The 19004-nt window shown below is 63.0% G+C and carries 20 protein-coding genes; 6 read left to right on the forward strand and 14 right to left on the reverse strand.

Going from position 1 to position 19004, the window contains the following annotated elements; genetic code table 11:
* Nucleotides 1-167: 167 nt before the first annotated feature.
* Complete coding sequence (gene kynA, locus ACNAZA_RS16110) at nucleotides 168-1043, reverse strand: tryptophan 2,3-dioxygenase (RefSeq protein ID WP_415797559.1); 876 nt, start codon at nucleotides 1041-1043, stop codon at nucleotides 168-170.
* 171 nt (nucleotides 1044-1214) lie between these two features.
* Here kynA and ACNAZA_RS16115 point away from each other — a divergent pair, with 171 nt between their 5' ends.
* On the forward strand, nucleotides 1215-2060 hold the full coding sequence (locus ACNAZA_RS16115) for a methylated-DNA--[protein]-cysteine S-methyltransferase (protein ID WP_415797560.1): 846 nt from the start codon (nucleotides 1215-1217) through the stop codon (nucleotides 2058-2060).
* A 104-nt stretch (nucleotides 2061-2164) separates the two neighbouring features.
* On the forward strand, nucleotides 2165-3103 hold the full coding sequence (locus tag ACNAZA_RS16120; protein WP_415797561.1) for a DNA-3-methyladenine glycosylase family protein: 939 nt from the start codon (nucleotides 2165-2167) through the stop codon (nucleotides 3101-3103).
* Here the strand turns inward: ACNAZA_RS16120 and kynU are convergent, their stop codons facing one another.
* The 6 genes from kynU to ACNAZA_RS16150 form a co-directional block, all read right to left on the reverse strand.
* The gene (gene kynU, locus ACNAZA_RS16125; protein WP_415797562.1) at nucleotides 3104-4411 is read right to left on the reverse strand and encodes a kynureninase; all 1308 of its coding nucleotides are present in this window, start codon (nucleotides 4409-4411) and stop codon (nucleotides 3104-3106) included.
* 73 nt (nucleotides 4412-4484) lie between these two features.
* The gene (gene kynB, locus ACNAZA_RS16130; RefSeq protein WP_415797563.1) at nucleotides 4485-5117 is read right to left on the reverse strand and encodes an arylformamidase; all 633 of its coding nucleotides are present in this window, start codon (nucleotides 5115-5117) and stop codon (nucleotides 4485-4487) included.
* Entirely contained in the window at nucleotides 5114-6499 is a 1386-nt protein-coding gene (locus ACNAZA_RS16135) for an amino acid permease (RefSeq protein ID WP_415797564.1), read from the reverse strand. Before ACNAZA_RS16135 ends, kynB begins: the two co-directional genes overlap by 4 nt.
* A gap of 99 nt (nucleotides 6500-6598) precedes the next feature.
* Nucleotides 6599-7402 carry an AraC family transcriptional regulator gene (locus ACNAZA_RS16140; protein WP_415797565.1) on the reverse strand — a complete coding sequence of 268 codons (804 nt, stop codon included), beginning with the start codon at nucleotides 7400-7402 and terminating at the stop codon, nucleotides 6599-6601.
* Nucleotides 7399-8037, reverse strand: a complete 639-nt coding sequence (locus ACNAZA_RS16145; RefSeq protein ID WP_415797566.1) for a LysE family translocator — start codon at nucleotides 8035-8037, stop codon at nucleotides 7399-7401. Before ACNAZA_RS16145 ends, ACNAZA_RS16140 begins: the two co-directional genes overlap by 4 nt.
* Nucleotides 8038-8104: 67 nt before the next feature.
* Complete coding sequence (locus ACNAZA_RS16150; RefSeq protein ID WP_415797567.1) at nucleotides 8105-8425, reverse strand: YkgJ family cysteine cluster protein; 321 nt, start codon at nucleotides 8423-8425, stop codon at nucleotides 8105-8107.
* 311 nt (nucleotides 8426-8736) lie between these two features.
* Between ACNAZA_RS16150 and ACNAZA_RS16155 the strand changes: the two genes are divergently transcribed.
* Genes ACNAZA_RS16155 through ACNAZA_RS16165 form a run of 3 tightly spaced genes read left to right on the forward strand, consistent with a single transcriptional unit; the run spans nucleotide 8737 to nucleotide 11237 of the window.
* Nucleotides 8737-9033, forward strand: coding sequence for a FeoA family protein (locus tag ACNAZA_RS16155; RefSeq protein ID WP_415797568.1), 297 nt, complete (start codon nucleotides 8737-8739; stop codon nucleotides 9031-9033).
* A gap of 56 nt (nucleotides 9034-9089) precedes the next feature.
* On the forward strand, nucleotides 9090-11015 hold the full coding sequence (feoB, locus tag ACNAZA_RS16160) for a ferrous iron transporter B (protein ID WP_415797623.1): 1926 nt from the start codon (nucleotides 9090-9092) through the stop codon (nucleotides 11013-11015).
* Between the two features lie 27 nt (nucleotides 11016-11042).
* On the forward strand, nucleotides 11043-11237 hold the full coding sequence (locus ACNAZA_RS16165; RefSeq protein ID WP_415797569.1) for a hypothetical protein: 195 nt from the start codon (nucleotides 11043-11045) through the stop codon (nucleotides 11235-11237).
* A 253-nt stretch (nucleotides 11238-11490) separates the two neighbouring features.
* Here ACNAZA_RS16165 and ACNAZA_RS16170 read toward each other — a convergent pair whose 3' ends face one another.
* From ACNAZA_RS16170 to ACNAZA_RS16185, 4 genes are all read right to left on the reverse strand, one after another.
* On the reverse strand, nucleotides 11491-11850 hold the full coding sequence (locus ACNAZA_RS16170) for a YkgJ family cysteine cluster protein (RefSeq protein ID WP_415797570.1): 360 nt from the start codon (nucleotides 11848-11850) through the stop codon (nucleotides 11491-11493).
* A 103-nt stretch (nucleotides 11851-11953) separates the two neighbouring features.
* Entirely contained in the window at nucleotides 11954-12208 is a 255-nt protein-coding gene (locus tag ACNAZA_RS16175; RefSeq protein WP_415797571.1) for a hypothetical protein, read from the reverse strand.
* A 38-nt stretch (nucleotides 12209-12246) separates the two neighbouring features.
* A complete protein-coding gene (gene argF, locus ACNAZA_RS16180; RefSeq protein WP_415797624.1) occupies nucleotides 12247-13170 on the reverse strand; it encodes an ornithine carbamoyltransferase in 924 nt (307 codons plus the stop codon).
* A gap of 20 nt (nucleotides 13171-13190) precedes the next feature.
* Entirely contained in the window at nucleotides 13191-14387 is a 1197-nt protein-coding gene (locus ACNAZA_RS16185) for an aspartate aminotransferase family protein (protein WP_415797572.1), read from the reverse strand.
* Between the two features lie 276 nt (nucleotides 14388-14663).
* Between ACNAZA_RS16185 and ACNAZA_RS16190 the strand changes: the two genes are divergently transcribed.
* Nucleotides 14664-14990: a DUF3579 domain-containing protein gene (locus tag ACNAZA_RS16190; protein WP_415797573.1), complete on the forward strand. Its 327-nt coding sequence runs from the start codon at nucleotides 14664-14666 to the stop codon at nucleotides 14988-14990.
* Nucleotides 14991-15076: 86 nt separating this feature from the next.
* Here the strand turns inward: ACNAZA_RS16190 and ACNAZA_RS16195 are convergent, their stop codons facing one another.
* The 3 genes from ACNAZA_RS16195 to rpsT all read right to left on the reverse strand — a co-directional run bounded on the left by ACNAZA_RS16195 (nucleotide 15077) and on the right by rpsT (nucleotide 18883).
* Nucleotides 15077-16441 (reverse strand): MATE family efflux transporter, encoded by a 1365-nt coding sequence (locus ACNAZA_RS16195; RefSeq protein WP_415797574.1) that lies wholly within the window; start codon nucleotides 16439-16441, stop codon nucleotides 15077-15079.
* Nucleotides 16442-16533: 92 nt separating this feature from the next.
* Nucleotides 16534-18237 (reverse strand): malate dehydrogenase (quinone), encoded by a 1704-nt coding sequence (mqo, locus tag ACNAZA_RS16200; protein WP_415797575.1) that lies wholly within the window; start codon nucleotides 18235-18237, stop codon nucleotides 16534-16536.
* Between the two features lie 352 nt (nucleotides 18238-18589).
* On the reverse strand, nucleotides 18590-18883 hold the full coding sequence (gene rpsT, locus ACNAZA_RS16205) for a 30S ribosomal protein S20 (RefSeq protein ID WP_120970239.1): 294 nt from the start codon (nucleotides 18881-18883) through the stop codon (nucleotides 18590-18592).
* Nucleotides 18884-19004 lie beyond the last annotated feature (121 nt).

Below are 19004 nucleotides of genomic sequence, written 5' to 3' on the forward strand. Positions count from 1 at the left end.
GGGCGGGTTTGCTGGCGGGGGGGGCTTGGGAGGCGCTCTGAGCGGAAGGCATGGGGAGATTGTTGCGATGTTAGATTTTTCTCGCAGCCTAAAGAATTCAGGCTGCCCGCGCTGTCACCAAAGAGCAGCAGGGGCAGCCTGAATGGCGACGACTTGTTTCGGCTGGCTTACAGCTCGGTGCGCAAGCTCCAGATTTCAGGGAACAGCACCACGTCCAGCATCTTCTTGAGATAGCTCACGCCGCCGGTGCCGCCGGTGCCGCGCTTGAAGCCTATGACGCGTTCCACGGTGGTCAGGTGGCGGAAGCGCCACAGGCGGAAAGCGTCCTCGATATCGGCCAGCTTTTCGCCCAGCTGGTACAGATCCCAGTATTTGTGCGGGTCGCGGTAGACGGTGATCCAGGCCTGCTGTACGCCTTCGCTGGCCTCATAGGGCTGGGTCCAGTCGCGCTGCAGGCGGTCTGCCGGCACGTCAATGCCTTCACGGGCCAGCAGTTGTAGCGACACGTCGTACAGCGACGGCGCTTCGTAAGCCGCTTGCACCTGTGTCAGCAGATCGCTGCGGTGCTCATGGGGCTTGAGCATGGCGGCATTCTTGTTGCCCAGCGAAAATTCGATGCTGCGGTACTGGTAGCTTTGAAACCCGCTGGATTGGGCCAGATAGGGGCGCATGGCCGTGTACTCGGGCGGCGTCATGGTCGAGAGCACCGTCCAGGCGCTGACCAGCTGCTCCATGATGCGGCTGACCCGGGCCAGCATCTTGAAGGCGTCGGGCTTGGTCTCGCCCGAGGCATTGGCAATCGCTGCCGTGGCGGCGCGTACCTCGTGCAACATCAGTTTCATCCACAGCTCGCTGGTCTGGTGCTGAACGATGAACAGCATTTCATCGTGCGCAGGCGAGAGCGGGTGCTGGGCCGTGAGGATTTGATCCAGATGCAGATAGTCGCCATAGCTCATGTCGCGGCTGAAATCGAGCTGGGCTTTTTCATCGCGAACAATGGCTGCGCCGCCATGCATGGGGCAGCCGGAGGATTCGGTAGTCATGTCAGAGTCGTTCGTTATCGTGTGCGGTGCGCGCAGCGTAACCCAAACCCGGGCCGTCGCGTCAGCTCGCTGACATCGCTTTGATGGCGCGCCGCTGCAAAAACGTGGATGCGCCCGGTTTTCTTCTTGCGTACAGTGGGCTGCAATCCTGTGGCGATCAAAGCAAAAACCATGTCCGATAACCCCATCATCACCCAATGCTGCCGCTGGCTGGAGAGCGAAGAGCCCGCTCCCACGCTGGCCGAACTGGCCCGACGCGTGGACCTGAGCTCCTGGCAGCTGCACCGGGCCTTCAGTCGCGCCACGGGTTTGACGCCCAAGGCCTATGCCAACGCCCAGCGCGGCCAGAGTCTGCGCGCCGCCTTGCAGGCCGACCAAAGCAGCTCGGTGAGCGATGCCGCCTATCTGAGCGGCTATGAAGCCAGCAGCAGCTTCTACAAACATGCGAGCACCATGCTGGGCATGCAGCCCAAGGCCTTCAGGCAGGGCGGCGCGAGCCAGACCATTCATTTTGCCGTGGCCGAATGCTCGTTGGGCAGTCTTGTGGTGGCCAGCACCGCCAGGGGCGTGTGCTGCGTGCTGCTGGGCGATGATGCCCAGGCCCTGGTCGATGATTTGCAGCAGCGCTTTGCCGCCGCCGAGCTGGTGGGGGCCGATGCGCAGTACGAGCAGACGGTGGCGCGGGTGATCGCCTTGATCGAGCGGCCGGCCTTAGGCCTGGCGCTGCCGCTGGATATCCAGGGAACGGCGTTTCAGCAGCGGGTCTGGCAGGCGTTGCAAGGCATTCCCGCCGGCCAGACCATCAGCTATTCCGCGCTGGCCCAGCGCTTGGGCAAGCCCCAGGCCGCCCGTGCCGTGGCCAGTGCGGTGGCGGCCAATCCGATTGCCGTGGTTGTGCCTTGCCACCGCGTGGTGCGCAATGACGGCAGCATCTCGGGCTACCGCTGGGGGGTGGAGCGCAAACGGGCGCTGCTGCTGCGTGAAGCTCAGCAGGCCCAGCAGGCCAAGACCGCGTAACTCTCGCTTTGATAGCGGATAGCGCTGGTATTGAAATCATTTTCAAGCAAATAGTGTTTGAAACCTATATCTGAAATGCGCTAATCGCTCTCAAAATCATAAGAATGATGGCTGATATGTACTGCGAGATCGAGCTGCCGGCGCACTACCGCTGGCAGGAATTTGCGGCTTTTCATGGACGCGATGGCCAGGGTCTGGCCGAATGTCTGGATCAGGAAGGCAGCAGCCTGCACAAGGCCCTGCTGCTGCAAGGCGAGCCGGCTTGCTTGCAACTGAGCTGGGATGAGCACCATGTGGCGGTGCAGCTGCACGGCACGGCGGCCCACCAGCATCTGGAGCAAGCCGAGCTGCAAGCCATGGCCCGACGCATGCTGGGCCTGGCCTATCCGCCGCAGGCTCTGGATGCCGCACATGGCCGTCACCCCGAACTAGGCCCTTTGCTGGCGCGGCAGGCGGGCCTGCATGTGCCGGGCACGCCCACGCCGTTTGAGGCGCTGACCTGGGCCATCATGGGTCAGCAGATCAGTGTGGCTGTGGCCATCTCGTTGCGGCGCAAGCTCATCGCACTGGCCGGCGTGCTGCTGGATCAGGCTGCCGGTGAGCCGCAGCTGGCCTATCCGGATGCGGCCCGTGTCGCCAGGCTGGATGTGGAGAGCTTGCGCGCCAACCATTTTTCCCAGGCCAAGGCGCAGACTTTGCTGGCGGTAGCCCAGGCCGTGACCTCGGGTCAGCTGCCGCTGGATGACTGGGCGGCGCAAAGTGCTGCGGGCTGGTCTGCCGACCAGGTGCAGGAGGTGGAGCAGCGCTTGCTGGCCATCAAAGGCATAGGCCCGTGGACGGTGAACTACACCTTGCTGCGCGGCTACGGCTGGCCCGACGGAAGTCTGCACGGCGACGTGGCCGTGCGCCGCGCCATCGGTCTGCTGCTGCAAAAAACAAAGCCAGATGCGGCCGAGGCGCGCATCTGGCTTGATCAATTCCAGCCCTGGCGCGCCTTGGTGGCTGCGCACCTATGGGCATCGCTGAGCAATACGGCTTTCTGATCAGGTCACGGCGTTGATCTGGTTGAACTCGGCTTTTTGCCATTCGCCCGATTCCAGCACCTGGCGCAGATACTCCACGGCATTCCACACGTCTTCAAAGCCCACGTACAGCGGCGTGAAGCCGAAACGCAGAATGTCCTTGTGGCGGCCGGTGCCGCCATCGCCCTTGCGGAAGTCGCCGATCACGCCGCGCGCGATCAGCGCCTGCACGATGGCATAGGCACCGCTGTCCTTGCCAGCCACGCCCAGACCTTCATCGCGAGTCAGGCAGACCTGGGAGCCGCGTGCCGCATGCTCGCGCGGTGTCGCCAGACCCAGGCCGTGGCCCTGGCAGCGCTCTTCCACGAGCTGGATGAACAGGTCAGTCAGCGCCAGCGATTTCTTGCGCAGCGCGGCCATGCCTCCGAAAGCCTCGGCCTCGGTGTAGATGTCGATGCCGCACTGCAGCACGCTCATGCTGATCATGGGCTGGGTGCCGCAGAGATAGCGCTGGATGCCCTGGGCGGGGTGGTAGTCGGGCACGAACTTGAAAGGCTCGGCGTGGCCGAACCAGCCCGACAGCGGTTGCCAGAAGCGGTTGATCAGACGCGGATGGGCCCAGACAAAGGCCGGCGAGCCCGGGCCGCCGTTCAGGTATTTGTAGCTGCAGCCCACGGCAAAGTCGGCATTCGCAGCCTTGAGGTCGATGGGCACGGCGCCTGCGCTGTGGCACAGATCCCAGACGCAGAGAATGCCCTGGGCATGGGCGGCGGCGGTGACGGACGCCATATCGTGCATGGCACCGGTGCGGTAGTTCACATGGGTGAGCATGGAAATCGCCACATCGGCCTGCAGCGCACCGGCGATTTCCTCGGGCTCCAGCAGCACCAGCTCCAGGCCGTATTCCTGGCAGACGGACTGGGCGATATACAGGTCGGTGGGGAAGTTGCTGCGCTCGCTGATCAGTTTTTTGCGCTCGGGCGCATCTTCACGGGCAATGCGTGCAGCGGCGCTCAGCACCTTGTAGAGATTGATGGAGGTGGTGTCGGTAAACACCAGCTCGCCCTGGCCCACGCCCAGCCAGGGAGCAAATTGATTGCCCAGACGCTCGGGCAGGGTGATCCAGCCGGCCTTGTTCCAGGAGGTGATGAGGTCCTGGCCCCATTCCTGCTGCACCACCTGGGCGGCGCGGGCGGCGGCGGCCTTGGGCTGGGCGCCCAGAGAGTTGCCGTCCAGATAGATCACGCCTTCGGGCAGGGCAAAGCGATCACGCAGCGGGCGCAGCGGGTCCTGGGCATCGAGTGCGCGGCAGTCTTGCAAGGTAGTCATTGTCTTCCTCTATTTGTTTTGATAGCTGTCAGCGCAGATGGTAGCTGGGCTTGGGGCTGATTTTTCTTGAAACTCAACGCAGAGCGCGCAACACGGCGCGCACCGGGGAGGCATCGGCCTCGCTGAGCTTGAGCGGCAGGGCAATCAGTTCGTAATCGCCTTCGGCCACCGCGTCCAGCACCAGATTCTCCAGCACGCGCAGGCCGCGCGCGCGGATCACCATATGGCTGTCCAGACTCTTGCTGCTGGCCGGGTCGATGCTGGCCGTATCTATGCCAATCAGCTGCACGCCGAGATCGGCCAGCTTCTTGACGGTCTCGGGCGCATAGGCGGCAAGTCCCGGGTCCCAGACCGTGGGGGCGTTTTGGTAGGTGCGGACCAGCACGCGTGCGGGCAGGTCGGCGTCAACAGCGTGCTCTATATGCTGCCACTCGATCAGCGGGCCGCAGCCTATGGCATGAATCACGCGGCAGGGGCCGAGAAAGGCGTTCAGATCAACAGCGCCAATGGCCGCGCCCTGCGCGTCATAGTGCAGCGGTGCATCGGCATGGGCGCCCACATGGGGGCTCATATGAATGGCGCTGACATTGACCGGGCAGGCCGGGCCGATGGTGGCGCACCACTCCTGGCTGTAAGGCGTATCGCCCGGAAAGACCGGTGCGGCGGGATGAATGGCGGGAGAAATATCCCAGATCTGGCGAGTCATTGTGATGCTTTGGGCGCGCGTGGGCGATACCACACAGCATAGATCACCACCAGCACCACCAGGAACGGCACGCCCACCAGGGTGGTGGTGCGGAACTCCTTGGTAAACAGCGTGGTGATGATCACGCCGGCCATCAGCGCCGCGCCCAGCAGGGTGAACACCGGAAAGCCCCACATGCGGAACTGCAGGCGCTGGCCCGGGTGTTCGCGCTGCCAGCGGGGGCGGAAGAACAAATGGGTGACGAAGACCATGAACCAGGCAAACATGGCGCCGAACATGGCAATCGACATCATCAGCTCCAGCGACTCCTGGGGCTTGAAGTAATTGAGCACCATGGCCACGGCCATGCCCATGCAGGAGACGGCAATCGCACCCAGCGGCACGCCGCGGCGATTGAGGCTGCCCATGGCGCGGGGCGCATAGCCGCCACGCGAGAGGCTGAACATCATGCGCGAGGTGACGTAGAGCTGGCTGTTCATGGCCGACAGCGAGGCCAGCAGCACCACGAAATTGAGCACATGGGCGCCGCCCGGAATGTGCAGATATTCCATGACCTTCACAAAGGGGCTGGTGTCGGTGCTGGCATGGTGCCAGGGCACGATGGCCAGCATCAGGGCCAGCGACAGCAGATAAAACAGCACCAGTCGCAGCACCGTGGTCTTGAAAGCCGAGGTGACAGCCTGCCTGGGGTTTTCGGCCTCGCCGGCAGCAATGGCAATGGATTCCAGGCTCAGGTAGCTGAAGATGGCCACGATCACGCCCACCCAGGTGCCCCAGAGTCCGTTGGGGAAAAAGCCGCCGCCCGCCGTGTAGTTGGCAAAGCCCACGCCTTCGGGGCGCGAGCCGAACACCACATAGGCCCCGATCAGGATAAAGGCCACGATGGCCGCCACCTTGATCATGGAAAACACATACTCCACCTGGCCGAAGGCCTTGACGCTGGTGGCATTCACGGCAGCCAGAGCCACGGAAAACAGGGCCACCCAGATCCACTGATCGACCTGGGGAAACCAGTAAGCCATGTATTTGCCCACGGCCGTCACCTCCATGCCCACGGCCAGCACCACGGCCGCCCAGTAGGCATAGCGCACCACAAAGCCCGCCATGGGGCTGATGTAGTGCTCGGCATAGGCGCCAAAAGAGCCGCTGGTGGGGTGGGCCACCGTCATCTCGGCCAGACAGCCCATGAGCAGCAAGCCGATCAGCGCGCCTATCGCATAGCTGATGAGTACGCTGGGCCCGGCAAAGCCGATGGCAAAGGCGCTGCCCATGAACAAGCCAGTGCCAATGGCGCCGCCAATGGCAATCATGGTCATCTGGGCGGCGTTCAGTTGCTGGTGCAACCCGGTCTCGCGCTGCTGAATGCTGTCAAAGTCGGCCATATGCCCTGAAATCCCTGAGTCGCCAAAACCCGCAAGTATGAGCTGTATCGCTGTTGGCGATGGCTGGCGTCGCCGATTCCCGGGCTGCTGTGCAGGGGCTCAGCGCGGCAGGGCGGCGCGGGCGTAGCTGCCCGGTGTGAGCGCGTGATGGGCCTTGAAGCTGCGCTGCAAATGGGCTTGATCGGCAAAACCCATGCTGTGTGCGGCGGCGGACAGGGTGCTGCCCTGGGCTAGCAGGCGGCGCGCGCCATTGAGACGCAGATTGAGTCGGTATGCGCCGGGCGTCACGCCGGTTGCGGCCTTGAAATGGCGAATAAAGCGCGAGGCGCTCATGCCGCAGGCCTGCGCCAGATGCAGCACGCTGGGCGGATCTTCGGGGGATTGGTGCAAACTGTTGAGCGCTAGATTGATGGCCTCGGCGTTCATGGCGGGGTTTGCGGCCGTCGCGGCCCGGCCATGCTGGCGTAGCAGGGTCAGCAAGTCATCGCTGGCCCGGGTCAGCTGGGCCTGGTCTTTGCTATGGGTCTGAATCAGCGTGCATAGCTGTTCAAGCACGCCGGCGGCCCGGGGGCAGCGCAAAGCGGGCTGAACAAAGTCCAGGGCCTGCAGACCGAGGCGGGCATGGAGCCAGTCCGCATCCAGATAGAGCATGCGGTACGACCAGTGGCTGACCTGCTCGGGATTGCAAGCATGCCAGACGCCGGGTTCGATTAGCACCACATCGCCGGGTACGACCAGGCCCGGCCTCTGCGGATGCTGAAACCGGGCCTGACCGGCATCCACAATGCCTAGCGAGTACTCGGCATGCATGTGCAGGCGGTAGCAGTGCGCAGAGTTGCGGCTGACCCTGAGCTCGGCCCAGGCCAGCTGGGCATGGCGATGGAACTGGTGGCTGGTGTTCATGATGGCAGCATCATGCCTGCAACACTGGCAAGCAGCAGGGCGGCGAGCAACTGGTGAAACCCATGCTGGCGCCTGGCGTTGCACAGCCAGCGGCTCAAGGCCTTGCCCAGTACGGCCCAGAAGCCGACACCCAGCAGGCAGGCGAGCAGGGAAATCAGACATAGCGCATACAGGGCGCCGGGCATGGGCTTGCTTTGCGGGAGTGTGAATACGCCCACGGCCGACAGCGCAAACAGCCAGGCTTTGGGGTTGAGCAGCTGTATGGCCGCCCCCTGGGAAAACAGCTGCCAGGCGCTTTGCTTTGGCGGGCTCTGCTCATGCCCGGCTTGCTTGGCCGGAGCCTTGGCCAGCACCCATGCCAGGCGCAGCAGATAGGCGGCGCACAGCCACTGGGCTGCGGCAGCGAATGCCGGCATTTTGAGCAGTAGTTGCTGCGCGCCTTGGCCCATGCACCAGACGATGGCCGCATAGCTGGTGCTGGCGCCCAGCACATACACCATGGCCGCAGCTGCGCTGTGCTGGCCGTGGCGCAAGGCCATCACATTGACCGGCCCGGGGGTGATGGCACCGACCAGGGCAAAGCCGGCCATGGCAAGCAAGGGAGAAAGAAGAGGGGTGAGGGAAGGCGTGAGCATGCCCTCAGTCTGGAAGGCGATGCCGGTTTTGTATTGAACGCAATTGCGCGCCGGCGGGCTGCTGTCTTCAGACCAGGCCGCTGTCCAGTGCCGCCATTCCATGGCGCAGGCGCACCCGGTTGCAGGCGTCCGAGCCGGCGGAAAACTCCCGGCAGGGCGAGGGGCGCCATTCGTAAATGCCGCAACTGGCTTTTTCGCCCACCTTGCCCACCAGGGCCGCGCAGCGTGGGCGGGCCCAGTCTGTGCCGCGCATGCGACAGGTGTAGTCCGTGACTTCGTCGATCAGGCCCGCAGGCACGGCTCCGCCATTGTCCTGGGATTCGTGCACGGAAAAATCCACACGAAACGAGGCGCAGCAGGCGCCGCAGGTGAGGCAGGGGTGGGTCATGGTGGGTTGGGGCCAAAAGCGGGCAGGGGTGGATTTTCTCTGCCTCGGCCTCTGGCGCGCGGGTGCCGGGCATAAGCCTGACTGCGCAGAAAGGAAACCTTTGGTGGCTCTGGCTCTGCCTCTCGGGAGAAGCAAACGCAGACTAGGCCCAAGCCGCCGGGTGCATACCTGACTTCAGCGCCACCTGTCCCAGGTCGGGCACTTTCTCGCCTGAACCATAATGAGAATTAAACTCAATAAAATGCGGAGCTATGAGTATTTTGCAGTCCTCGGCCCCCGGTAGCGCGGCCCCCGTTTTACCTTTGGATGGTGTGGCTGAGTCCCTCCAGCCACAGGCAGCTGCATTGGCAGCTACCGTCAGTCTCGACACATTGGCGCCCAACGTACCGGCCCGCGTGGTCGATCTGGTCAGCGCCAGCAATGCGGAGGAGCAGGAGCTGATGCTGCGCCTCATGGAAATCGGCTTCTTGCCCGGTGAGCGCGTGCGCATTGTGGCTACGGGCTTTCCCGGTCCCGACCCGCTGGCCGTGCGCGTGGGCGAAGCCACGTTTGCGCTGCGCCGATATGAAGCCTCCAAAGTCTTGGTGGCCCTGGAGGGCAAGGCATGAACGCGCGTGAGAATCCGACGACCGAGCCAGGCGTGCAAAGCATCTCTATCCAGCCCATGAACAAGGCCCAGAGCCAAGGCGCCACGGCGCCCGATGCGCAGGCGCCGCTGCGCGCGGCCCTGCTGGGCAACCCGAACTGCGGCAAGACCGCGCTGTTCAATCTGCTGACTGGCGCCCGCCAGAAGGTGGCCAACTACGCCGGCGTGACGGTGGAGCGCAAGGAAGGCTGGCTGACCACGCCGGCCAAGCGCCGCGTGCGCCTGCTGGATTTGCCAGGCACCTACAGCCTGCACGCGCATAGCGAAGACGAGCGCATTACCCGCGACATCGTCAGCGGCCTGCACAGTCGTGAAGCGCCGCCTGAACTGCTGATCTGCGTGACCGATGCCACCCATTTGCGCCTGAACCTGCGCCTGGTGCTGGAAGCGCGTGCCCTGGGTCTGCCCATGGTGCTGGTGCTCAATATGAGCGATATGGCGCGCCGCCAGGGCATTGTGGTGAACCGCGAAAAACTCAGCCAGGCGCTGGGCATGCCCGTGGTGGAAAGCGTGGGCGTGCGCCTGGATGGCGGCAAGGAATTGCTGGCCTGGCTCGATACCGATGCAGCCCGCCAGCTCACCGCCCCCTCCAGGGAAGGTCAGTGGCAGCCCAAAGCCGGCCTGGGCGCCAAGGAGCAGTTGCTGAGCCTGCACCAGCAGGTGGCCGAGATCATGCGGGTGGCGGTGCAGGAACCCCAGGTGGACACCCAGCGCGACGACCGCATCGACTCCGTGGTGCTGCACCCGGTCTGGGGCACGCTGCTGCTGCTGGTGACGCTGTTCCTGATCTTCCAGGCCGTGTTCAGCTGGGCCGAGCCATTGATGGAAGGCATTGAAGGCGGCGTGGCCCATTTTGGCGAATGGGTGGGCAATGTCATGCCTGAGGGCGTGTTGCGCAGCCTGCTGGTCGATGGCGTGATTGCCGGCACCGGTGCCGTGCTGGTTTTTTTGCCGCAGATTCTGATTCTGTTCTTCTTCATCCTGGTGCTGGAAGACTCTGGCTATCTGCCGCGAGCCGCCTTCTTGCTGGACCGCATCATGGGCACCGTCGGTCTGTCGGGTCGCTCCTTCATCCCGCTGCTGTCCAGCTTTGCCTGTGCCGTGCCCGGCATCATGGCCACGCGCTCCATCAGCAGCTGGCGCGACCGACTGCTGACCATCATGATTGCGCCGCTGATGACTTGCTCGGCGCGCCTGCCTGTGTATGCGCTGCTGATCGGTGCCTTCATCCCCGAGCAGACCGTGGGGGGCTTGTTCAATCTGCAAGGTCTGGTGCTGTTTGCCCTGTATATCGGCGGCATTGTCAGCGCCATGGCCGTGGCCTGGGTGGCCAAGCTGGCCCGCGAGAACAAGACGCGCACGCCGCTGATGATGGAGCTGCCCGCCTATCGCTGGCCCAGCGTGCGCAGCCTGATGCTGGGCTTGTTCGAGCGTGCCCTGATCTTCCTGCGCCGCGTGGGCGGCATCATCTTGACGGTGAGTATCGTGCTGTGGTTCCTGGCCAGCTACCCGGGCGCACCGGAAGGTGTGACCGAAGGCGCCATCCGCTACAGCTTTGCCGGCCAGATCGGACGCTGGCTGGAAGTGGTGCTGGCACCGATCGGCTTTAACTGGCAGATCGCGATTGCCCTGGTGCCCGGCATGGCCGCGCGCGAAGTGGCCGTGGGCGCCCTGGGCACGGTGTACGCACTGTCGGCCTCCAGCGATGACGCCATGGCCCAGCAGCTGGGCCCGCTGATTGCGCACAGCTGGTCGCTGGCAACCGCCTTGTCGCTGCTGGTCTGGTTTGTGTTTGCGCCCCAGTGCATCTCCACCTTGGCCATCGTCAAGCGTGAGACCAATGGCTGGCGCTACCCGCTGATCATGACCAGCTATATGTTTGGCCTGGCCTATCTGTGCAGCTTCATCACCTATCGTGTGGCGGTGGCCCTGGGTGCCGGTTAAGCGGCACCTGAAGAAAGGAAATGGCAAATGCAGGAAATCATTGTGGGACTGATTGTGGCCCTGGCCGCCGTGGCCCTGGTCTGGCGGCTCATGCCTTCGGCGCTCAAGCGCAAGCTGGCGCAGTCGCACCCCGCGCTGGCGGGCATCAACAAGGACAGCGGCTGTGGCGGCTGCAGTGCTTGTGGTGGCGACAGCTGCGCACCCGGCGCCAAAAAGCCTTGAGGCTTTAAAGCCGGCAAGACTGGTGAATAGCTAAAGCCTGAGGCGCTTCGCGGTGCCTCAGGCTTTTTTGTTTTTCGACGCGCTCGCGTGAGGCCATTAAAACAGGAGCTGGTTGCGATTGTTTATCAATGACTTCAGCAATGAATAGAGCTGAAGTGAAAGATGGATCAACGCAATCCGCTATCAAAATTCATAGCCTGGCGCTGACATCTGCTCCGGATCCAGCGCGTGTGGGACAAGCCGATCAAACCGATCAAGCCGTTTCCAGCCAGGCCTCCACTTCCTGCTCCAGCAGTACGGGCAGGCCTAATTTCTCGCGCGTTTCGTGGCAGCCGTAAGACGCAAACGGAAAGTCTCTGCAAGGCCTGGAGCGCTGCTCGTAAATGCCGCAGCCCAGGCAGCCATCGCCCAGATGGGGCAGCGCGGTCAGCGCCACGCAGCGCACGGGGTGGCGCTCCGTGCCGTTCATGCGGGCACGGTTGCCGCCCACTTCATGGGCCATGGCGTCGGGCACGGTGCCGCCCATGGATTGCAGCTCGTAGACGGAAAACTCCACACGGTAGTTTTGACAGCAGGCGCCGCAGCGCAGGCAGGGGTGAATGGCTTCGTTCATCGGGGTTTCTTCGAATTTCGGGCACGGGCAACAGGCTGGCTTCCTTCTGTGGAGTCAGCTGTATCCAGTGGTGATGGCGCTGCGCAGCAGCAGCGGCAGCTCACTAGGTGTGGCCTTGAAGAAACTTCAGATAGAACGTGTGAATGCGCACATAAAGCGCGCGTACGCGGGCGGCAAATGGCCTGCGCGGCCCGAAAACAGAAGGCACGCGCGTGTGGCGTGCAATGTGCGGATGGTGCAGCGCGCTGGCACCAAAGCCGTGGCTGGGGCCATGGGCCAGCCGGCGCACAAAAGCAAACACCGCCTGCGGGTGTGGAACCAGCAGGCGGTGTCTGAAGGGGGTGTGGCTCAGGTGCATGGATGGGGTGGTATGCAACTGGGCCAGGGCGTGGCAGATCAGCCGGGCTGACGGCCGATCAGCAGGTATTCCATCAGTGCTTTTTGCACATGCATGCGGTTTTCCGCCTCGTCCCAGACCACGGATTGCGGGCCGTCGATGACTTCGGCTTCCACCTCTTCGCCGCGGTGGGCGGGCAGGCAGTGCATGAACAAGGCATCAGTCCTGGCGGCAGCCATCATCTCGGCATCCACGCACCAGTCGGCAAAGGCCTTCTTGCGCGCTTCGTTCTCGGCCTCGTAGCCCATGCTGGTCCACACGTCGGTGGTGACCAGGTCGGCGCCTTTGCAGGCTTCCAGGGGGTCCTTGAAGACTTCATAGCAGCCGGGGTTGACGGGCTTGCCGTTGAAGGCCAGTTGTTCGTCCACCTCATAACCGCCGGGCGTGGACAGGTGCACCTTGAAGCCCAACAGATCGGCCGCCTGCAGCCAAGTATTGGCCATGTTGTTGCCGTCGCCCACCCAGGCTACGACCTTGCCCTTGATGGAGCCGCGGTGCTCGATGAAGGTGAAGATGTCGGCCAGGATCTGGCAGGGATGGAACTCGTTGGTCAGGCCGTTGATCACGGGCACGCGCGAGTATTCGGCAAAGCGCTCGATCTTGTCCTGGCCAAAAGTGCGGATCATGACCAGATCGGTCATGCGGCTGATGACGCGGGCGCTGTCCTCGATGGGCTCGGCGCGGCCTAGCTGGCTGTCGCCCGTGGTCAGGTGGACCACGGAGCCGCCCAGCTGGTACATGCCGGCTTCAAAGCTTACGCGGGTGCGGGTGCTGGCCTTCTCGAAGATCATGGCCATGGTGCGATCGACCAGGGTGTGATGCTTTTCGTAGCCCTTGAACTTTTTCTTGATCAGGGCAGCGCGCGACAGCAGGTAGTCGTACTCGTCGGCCGTGAAATCGGAAAATTGCAGATAGTGTTTGATGGCTGTCATCGGCTGGTCTTTCATTCCGACAGGAATTGCAGGATCAGGGGCTTGAGCTTGGCCACGACTTCGTCGGCTTCTGCTTCGGTCATGATCAGCGGCGGCACCAGGCGCACCACGGTGTCGGCGGTCACGCTGAACAGCAGGCCGGCTTCGGCACCGCGGCCCAGCAGCACGCCGCAAGGCTTGTTCAGCTCGATGCCGATGATCAGGCCCTCGCCGCGCACGTCCACCACGCCTGCCACCTCAGCCAGTTCCTGCTTGAGCTTGGCTTTCAAGTGTGCACCAACCTGGGTGGTATGTGCCAGCAGGCCATCTTCTTCCATGATGCGGATGGTTTCGATGCCGGCGCGCATGGACAGGGGGTTGCCGCCAAAGGTGGTGCCGTGGTTGCCGGGCTTGAGCACTTCGGCCGCCTTGCCGTGGGCCAGCAGCGCACCCACGGGAACGCCCGAACCCAGGCCTTTGGCCAGAGACATCACGTCGGGCACGATGCCTGCCCATTGGTGGGCAAACCACTTGCCGGTGCGGCCCATGCCCGATTGCACCTCGTCCAGAATCATCAGCCAGTCATTGGCGTCGCACAGCGCGCGCACCTGCTGCATGTACTCGGCGCGCATGGGGTGCAGACCACCTTCGCCCTGGATGGGTTCCATCATCACGCCCACGATATTGGGGTTGCCTTCGGTGGCTTGCTTCAGAGCTTCGATATCGTTGGCGGCAATGCGCACAAAACCGTCCAGCAGGGGGCCAAAGCCTTCGCGTACCTTGGGGTTGGCCGTGGCGCTCATGGTGCCCAGCGAGCGGCCGTGGAAAGCATGGTCATAGACCACGATCACGGGGTTCGCGATGCCCTTGTCCACGCCATACTTGCGGGCCAGCTTGATGGCGGCTTCGTTGGCTTCCAGGCCGGTGCTGCAAAAGAAGGCTTTGTCCATCTTGGCGCGCTCGGTCAGCAGCGTTGCCAGCTTTTCCTGGCCGGGCACGTAGTAGTAGTTGGAGCAGTGGATCAGCGTGGCAATCTGTTCCTGCAGTGCAGGCACCAGCTTGGGGTGGTTGTGGCCCAGGGTGTTGACTGCAATGCCGCCCAGTGCGTCGAGGTATTCCTTGCCGTTGACATCCCACAGACGGCAGCCTTGGCCTCGCTCCAAAGCGATGGGTACGCGGCCATAAGTGGTCATCACGTGGGGTTCGGCAGCCTCGATGAAAGCGGTCATTGCAAAAATCTCCTCTAGCGGGACAGTCAGTTGCGCAGTGGGATGGAAGGTTTGTTCCTGCACTGCAACATAAAAAATTGCGAGGTCCGATTCTAGAGTGCCCGGATAACCCCAACATTGCGCTTTGCGCATCGCAGCCATGCAATGAGCCTACGTCATACTAGGGTTGACATGCTTTGGCCTGCCCCGACTCTTATGCAAGAGCTAGAATAATCTATTGGGCATGTAGGCGGCGACCCCGCCCCGATGGCCCCGGATCCTTTTGGCGCATATTTGATGGTTACCCCTTCCAGCAAAGAACTGTTCATTCTGGGTATGACCCAGTCCGGCAAAACCTTTCGACCCAGCGACTGGGCTGAACGATTGGCGGGCGTGATGAGCCAGTTTCGGCCTGGCGGCGCCTGCGCAGGCAGCCATCTGAGCTATTCGCCCTGGTGTGTGCCCACGGTGATGAATGGCGTCAAGTGCGTGGTGGTCAACCGCGATCTGCGTGACTACGAACCCATGGCCTGGGACTTCTGTCTGAACTTCGCCAAGGACAACGACCTGCAAGTGGCCGAAGCCTGCCTGCTGCCCGATGAGGTCGCGGCTAAAAAAGGCTGAAAATATCTCTGCTGCCAAAGCAGCATGCAAACGACAAAGGCTTCCACGGGAAGCTTTTTTTGTGCCTGTCTTTGCCTGCAGCGGGCTCAGCGGCCGGTGTTCGCCGTAGCTAGCAGACGGGCCTCGCGCCAGGGGCCCCAGCGGTAATAGGCCAGGGACAGCAGCATGGACACCAGGGCGCTGAGCGGAAAGCTCCACCACAGTGCATCCAGCCCCCACAGAGGCTGCAGCCCCCAGGCCAGGGGTAGGCGCACACCCCATAAGGCCAGGGCCAGAATGGCCAGCGGTACCAGCACGGCTCCTGTGGAGCGCACGATTCCTGCGAGCACGCCGCTCACGCCCAGCAGCACAAACGAGAACAGTACGATGCGATTGAGGTGGCGCGCCGGCTCCAGGGCGGCGCTGCCTTCGGGCAGGAACCAAGCCAGCACCGAGCGGTCGAAAGTCAGGATCAAGGCCACGCAACTGCCGGTCAGCAGCAGGTGGCAGATCACTCCGGCGCGTGCCGTGCGGGCCACGCGCGGCCAGTGGCCAGCGCCCACGTTCTGGGCGGCAATGGTGGCGCAGGCCGAGGCCACGGCAATGGCCGGCATTTGCACATAAGCCCACAGCTGAAGTGCCGCGCTATAGGCGGCCGAAGCCTGGGCGCCGTGGCGGTTGACCAGGGTCAGCATCAGCACCAGAGAGAGCGCCACCAGCAGCATCTGAAGACCCATGGGTAAGCCCTTGGTGATGAGGCAGCGCACCAGTTCAGGCGCGGGCCGCAGGTAGCGGCGCTGGCGCCAGCCTATCCACAGCGGAGCCCGCCGCCGGCGCAACCAGGCCAGCAGGCCGATGAGGCCCAGGCTGTTGGCCACCAGGGTGGCCAGGGCCGATCCGGCCATGCCCCAGCCTGGCAGTGGGCCGGCGCCGAAGATGAACAAAGGGTTGAGTGCTGCGTCGCCCAGGGCCACGGCCAGCAGGGCGACAAAAGGCGTGCGACTGTCGCCCGTGCCGCGCAGCACGGCCGCCACAAAGATCAGCATCAGCATGGGCGGCAGTGCCAGAAAGAGCACGCGCAAATAGTCCACGGCCATGGCGGCGGTGGCGGGGGCGGCGCCCAAGGCGCTGAGCAAAGGGGTGGCCAGCGGCCAGCCCAGGGCTGCCATTAGCAGAGCTGCACCAAGAAACAGGATGGCACTGCTGCCTGTGATGCGACGTGCCCGTGCCCAGCGGCCGGCGCCCACGGCCTGGGCCACCAGCAAGTTGGTGGCCTGGCTGATGCCGAAGATCAGTGCGATCAGTGCAAACAGCAGATTGTTGGCATGCACGGCCGCAGACAGGGCGGCTTCGCCCAGGTGGCGCCCTATCCAGAAGGCGTTGACCGAGGTGTTGAGCGACTGCAGCACATAGCCGCCCCACAGAGGCAGGGAAAAGCGCAGCAGAGCGCGGCCAATAGAGCCTTGGGTCATGGAGCGGTGCATGAAAAGAGAGAGGAGGGCTGGCTCCAATAAAAAGCCCCGCGCGGCACGGGCCGGCGGGGGCTTTGCTGGAAAAACCGGGCTTAGAGCGCCTGCATTTCCTTGTTCAGCTGCGTGGGGTTTTGCGGCGCAGCGGGGGCGGCTGGAGCCGCAACGGGCGCATCGGCCTTCTTGCCCACGGTCAGCGGTACGTCCACATAAGGCAGCTTCAGGGCGGAGCTGGTCATGCGGCGGATCTCGTTGGTGTAGGCTGCATCTTCATTGATCTTGCGACCGTACGAAGGCACGATCTGCTGGATCTGGGCCTTCCACTCGGCGCCGGCCATCTGCTCGGGGAAGGACTTCTTGAGCAGGTTCAGCATGATGTGAGGCGCGGTGGATGCACCGGGCGAGGCGCCCAGCAGGGCGGCGATGCTGCCGTCTTCGGAGGCGACGATCTCGGTGCCGAATTGCAACACGGCACCTTTTTCCGCGTCGCGCTTGATGATCTGCACCCGCTGACCGGCGGTGACCAGCTTCCAGTCCTCGCGCTTGGCATGGGGGAAGTACTGGGCCAGCACGGCCTGGCGATCTTCATCGGTCAGTTCGGCTTGTTGCAGCAGGTACTGAACCAGATCCAGGTTGTGGATGCCGACGCGCAGCATGCCCATCAGATTGTCATGGTTGACCGAGGAGAACAGGTCCCACCAGGAGCCGTTCTTGAGGAACTTGGTCGTGGCCAGAGCAAAGGGGCCGAACAGCATCACGGGCTTGCCGTCCAGCTTGCGGGCATCCAGGTGAGGCACGGACATGGGAGGCGAGCCGGTGGAGGCAATGCCGTAGGCCTTGACGTCGTGGCGGGCAGCCAGTTCGGGATTCTCGATGGCCAGGAATTGACCGCCCACGGGGAAGCCGGCGTAGTTCTTGGATTCAGGGATGCCCGAAGCCTGCAGCAGCTTGAGTGCGGCGCCGCCAGCACCCACGAACACGAACTTGGCCTTGACGGTCTTTTCCTTGCGGCTATCGGCCAGATTGGCCACGGTCACGTTCCAGGTCTTGTCGGCGTTCTGGCGCAGGGCCGTGACTTCGCTTTGCAGGTGCAGATTGAAGTTGGGGCCTTGCTTGAGCGAGGCCACGAGCTGCTCGGTCCAGACGCCATGGTTCACGTCGGTGCCTAGAGGCATATAGGTGGCGGCCAGCTTCTGGCTGGCATCGCGGCCTTCGATCATCAGCGGAGCCCACTTCTTGATCTGTTCCTGGTCTTCGGAATATTCCATGCCGTAGAACAAGGGGTTCTGGATCAGGGCCTGCTGGCGCTTTTTCAGGAAGGTGATGTTGTCGTCACCCCAGACAAAGCTCATGTGGGGTGTGGGGTTCACAAAGGTTTCGGGCGACTGCAGGTGGCCGCGGCCGATCTGGTGGGCCCAGAACTGGCGCGTCACTTCGAACTGCTCGGCAATGCCCACGGCACGTTTGGTTTCCACGCTGCCGTCGGGCAACTGGGGCGTGTAGTTGAGTTCGGCAAAGCCCGAGTGGCCGGTGCCGGCGTTGTTCCAGCCGTTGGAGCTTTCCAGGGCCACGCCATCGAGGCGCTCGAAGACCTCGATCTTCCAGTCAGGCTGCAGCTCCTGCAGATAGGTGGCCAGCGTGGCGCTCATCACGCCAGCGCCCACCATCACCACATCCACGGGCTGCTCGTTCTCGGCCTTGGGGACGGAGCGGGGGAACAGCGGCCAAAATAAAAACAATAGCGCGGCCAGGATCAGGACTGCTAGAGCTCCCAATCCTGCTTGGATCGACTTTTTCATGATTTCTTCTAAGGCTTGACGACAAAAAAAGCCTGCATTCAGTCGGCAGGCTTTTTGCGAAGATACAGAGAGTAGTCCTATAGAAGACACAAGACTCTCCGACCCTGAGATTGTCCTAGGGAAGCCGGAATTTGACGCTAATCAATTGGTAGTAGTGCGATCCATGCCCTGTGCGGGCGGGTGCCGGTGAAAGCGTACGGCTGCGGCGTCTTCTGCAAAAGTGTTGAATTTCGGGCACAAAAAAACCGCCCGAAGGCGGTTTTGATGTTTTGCTGACAGCGCACCTATTGCAAACGGCAGAGGGCTTTGATGTGAATCTCAGCTCTCCGTGCTTGAGAGAGGGTTGCCGGTATTAAGCGGCGAGTGCCAGGGTCTTGACCTTGGCGGACAGACGGCTCTTATCGCGAGCGGCCTTGTTCTTGTGGAAGATGCCCTTGTCAGCGATCGCGTCGAGCACGGACTGAGCCTTGGCAAACAGTTCAGCTGCCTTGGTCTTGTCGCCGGCCACAACAGCCTTTTCGACGTTCTTGACAGCGGTACGGTACTTGGAACGCAGCGAAGTGTTGGCTGCGTTCAGCTTGACGTTCTGGCGAGCGCGCTTGCGGCCAGAAGCCAGACGGGGGTTCTTTTTGGCTTTAGTTGCCATGATTTAATTCCTTGTGTTTGAGGATGATGTCAGCAAAGCCGAAGATTCTACCACGGCTGTCCGCCAGGGTTTTGGCTGACTCATCCAGGCCCCTGGTGGACGGTCGCGGCGGCAGAGTTGC

This window comes from Comamonas aquatilis, from assembly GCF_965139575.1.
In the GTDB taxonomy this organism is placed as follows: Bacteria; Pseudomonadota; Gammaproteobacteria; order Burkholderiales; family Burkholderiaceae_C; genus Comamonas; species Comamonas aquatilis.